This is a genomic window from Vibrio sp. 10N.222.48.A3 (assembly GCF_041475345.1).
GTDB classification, from domain to species: Bacteria; Pseudomonadota; Gammaproteobacteria; order Enterobacterales; family Vibrionaceae; genus Vibrio; species Vibrio tasmaniensis_A.
Map to the genome: position 1 here is coordinate 1 of NZ_JBFRVX010000263.1, position 3,587 is coordinate 3,587.

2 protein-coding genes are annotated in these 3,587 nt (G+C 43.4%); both read right to left on the reverse strand.

Translation table 11 applies throughout. The features are described from left to right. On the reverse strand, positions 1-812 hold an 812-nt coding region (gene nrdB / locus AB4653_RS08715), incomplete at its 3' end, for a class Ia ribonucleoside-diphosphate reductase subunit beta (RefSeq protein WP_372103862.1). A gap of 103 nt (positions 813-915) precedes the next feature. Further along, positions 916-3,198 (reverse strand): class 1a ribonucleoside-diphosphate reductase subunit alpha, encoded by a 2,283-nt coding sequence (gene nrdA / locus AB4653_RS08720; RefSeq protein WP_009848849.1) that lies wholly within the window; start codon positions 3,196-3,198, stop codon positions 916-918. Positions 3,199-3,587 lie beyond the last annotated feature (389 nt).

Genomic DNA, 3,587 nt, shown 5'->3' on the forward strand with positions numbered 1-3,587 from the left:
TGCTTACACTCTTCAGCGATCTGCATGAATTCGAAGTCATCTTGGCCATTACGCAGCAAGTTGATCATGTGCTGTGTACCAGTAAGGTGAAGTGCTTCATCACGAGCGATTAGCTTGATGATCTTCGCGTTACCTTCCATTAGCTCACGTTCAGCGAATGCGAATGAACATGCAAAACTCACGTAGAAACGAATCGCTTCCAGTGCGTTTACAGACATTAGACATACGTAAAGCTTCTTCTTCAGGTCATGAAGTGAAATCTTAACGTCTTCGCCATTGATGTTGTGGTTGCCTTCACCGTAGCGGTGGTAGTCAGCCGTTAGCTTGATTAGGTCATCGTAGTAAAACGCGATGTCTTTAGCACGCTTCAGGATCTCTTCGTTTTCAACGATGTCGTCGAATACTACGCCTGGATCATTTACGATGTTACGGATGATGTGCGTGTAAGAACGAGAGTGAATCGTTTCAGAGAATGACCAAGTCTCAATCCAAGTTTCAACTTCTGGTAGTGATACCAATGGAAGTAGGGCAACGTTAGGGCTGCGGCCTTGGATAGAATCTAGAAGCGTTTGGTACTTCAAGTTAGAGATAAAGATGTGCTTTTCATGCTCAGGAAGCTTGTTGTAGTCGATACGGTCACTAGACACGTCGACCTCTTCTGGGCGCCAGAAGAAAGAAAGCTGCTTCTCGATAAGCTTTTCGAAGATTTCAAATTTTTGTTGGTCGTAACGTGCAACGTTTACCGACTGACCCAAGAACATTGGTTCTTTTAGTTGGTCATTTTTTTGTTGAGAAAAAGTACTGTAAGCCATAAATGCCTCAAATCCTTTAAAGACCCGCAATAAAACGGACCCTGTTAATGCTTTAAACCCAGAGAAGATAACTCTTCTCTGGGGTCTTAATGTTTATTGCGGTTTAGATCTTACAACCGCCGCCTTCACAATCTTCTTCCGGCACTTGAACTGCATCGCCTTGGTCGTCTTTAGCACCATCACGCGTGTTATGGTAGTAAAGCGTTTTAACACCATACTTGTATGCAGTTAGTAGGTCTTTAAGCAGCTGCTTCATTGGAACCTTACCGCTGTCGTAAACACTTGGATCATAGTTAGTGTTTGCAGAGATAGCTTGGTCAACGAATTTTTGCATGATACCCACTAAGTGTAGGTAACCGTCGTTATTGCCAATGTTCCAAAGTAGCTCGTAGTTGTTTTTAAGATTTAAGAAATCAGGAACAACTTGCTTCAGGATACCGTCTTTCGACGCTTTCACTGATACATAACCACGTGGTGGCTCGATACCGTTAGTCGCGTTCGAGATTTGAGACGAAGTCTCAGAAGGCATAAGCGCTGTTAGCGTAGAGTTACGCAGACCGTGCTCCATGATCTCTTCACGTAGCGTGTCCCAATCGTAGTGCAGAGGCTCTTCACATACTAAGTCGATATCTTTTTTATAAGTATCGATTGGCAGTAGGCCTTTCGCGTAGTTGGTCTCGTGGAAAGATGGGCAACGGCCTTGTTCTTTCGCTAGTTCAACAGACGCTTTTAGTAAGTGGTATTGAATTGCTTCAAAAGTACGGTGAGTCAGGCCATTTGCGCTGCCGTCAGAGTACTTAACACCATTCTTCGCCAGGTAGTATGCATAGTTGATGACACCAACACCTAAAGTACGACGATTCATTGTCGATTTGTATGCTGCTGGAAGCGGGTAATCTTGGTAATCAAGCAGTGCATCAAGTGCACGAACAACCAACTCAGAAAGCTCTGCTAAGTCGTCGAGTTCATTGATTGCGCCAAGGTTGAACGCTGAAAGCGTACACAGTGCAATCTCACCTTCGTCATCTTCCACGTTAGAAAGTGGCTTAGTTGGTAGCGCGATTTCTAGACATAGGTTCGATTGACGAACAGGAGCTACTTCAGAATCAAACGGGCTGTGTGTATTACAGTGGTCAACGTTCTGAATGTAGATACGACCAGTAGAAGCACGCTCTTGCATTAGTAGAGAGAACAGTTCAACCGCTTTCACAGTTTCACGTTTCACTGAAGGATCGTTTTCGTACTTAACGTACAGCTCTTCAAAACGCTCTTGGTTTTCGAAGAACGCATCGTAAAGTCCAGGTACATCTGAAGGGGAGAACAGGCTGATGTTGCCACCTTGAACAAGACGAGAGTACATAAGCTTATTAAGCTGTACGCCGTAGTCCATGTGACGAACACGGTTCTCTTCAACACCACGGTTGTTTTTCAGTACTAATAGAGACTGAACTTCACCGTGCCATAGTGGGTAGAACACGGTTGCTGCACCGCCACGAACACCACCTTGAGAACAACATTTTACTGCTGTTTGGAAGTATTTGTAGAAAGGGATACAGCCAGTGTGGAACGCTTCACCACCACGAATTTCAGAACCAAGCGCACGGATACGACCTGCGTTGATACCAATACCAGCACGTTGAGATACGTAACGAACAATAGAGCTTGCTGTTGCGTTGATAGAATCAAGGCTGTCACCACACTCGATCAGTACGCAAGAACTGAATTGACGAGTAGGCGTACGTACACCAGACATAATTGGTGTAGGTAGAGAAATCTTAAACGTAGATGAGGCGTCGTAAAAACGTTTGATGTAATCCAGACGAGTTGATTTCGGGTATTTACCGAATAAACAAGCAGCAACTAGGATGTAAAGGAACTGAGCACTCTCGTAAATTTCTTTTGTTACACGGTTTTGCACGAAGTATTTACCTTCAAGCTGCTTGACCGCTGCATAAGAGAAGTCTAAGTCACGCTTGTGGTCGATGTACGCGTCAAGCTCGTCAAACTCAGCTTTCGTGTAGTCTTCCATTAGGTGGCTATCGTATTTACCCATATCAACCAGTTTTGCAACGTGGTCATATAGAGCCGGTGGCTCGTACTCGCCGTACGCTTTTTTACGTAGGTGGAATACTGACAGACGTGCTGCTAGATATTGGTAATCAGGAGTCTCTTCAGAGATTAAATCCGCTGCTGACTTAATGATTGTCTCATGGATGTCAGTGGTGGTGATGCCATCGTAAAACTGAATGTGAGCTTTCAATTCTACTTGTGATACAGAAACATTGTGCAAGCCTTCAGCTGCCCAAGTGATCACTCGATGGATTTTCTCTAAATCGATTGTTTCTTTGCGCCCGTTACGTTTGGTAACAGTAAGTTGTTGGTTCATTCTGCTTAATTTCCCTAACAAAACTGAACAAAGCCGTGTTTTTGTGTATTTCTGTGTAATTTTTGTAAATTACGTTTCGGCTTTGTGATCTTGGTCTACCCATACATTGTAGTTCAAACACAACATATAGGGGTCATTTGTTTGTTGGGTTACAAGATAGTGCTACAGCTTATATTTTTCAAGGTAAAGAAATGGGAGTGCTTGTGGATAAGTGGTGGATTGAAAAAAAACTGTAAGTGACCACTAACTGACGAGGTTCGATGTGACTTGATTGTATAAAAATAGCCTTTTAAGGTTGCTTTATTTTTGCGCACACATAAAAAAAAATCCCTTGATCTTTGAGCAAAATGGGCAATGGATTTTGGATGATTAAAATTAAATCTAGGTGG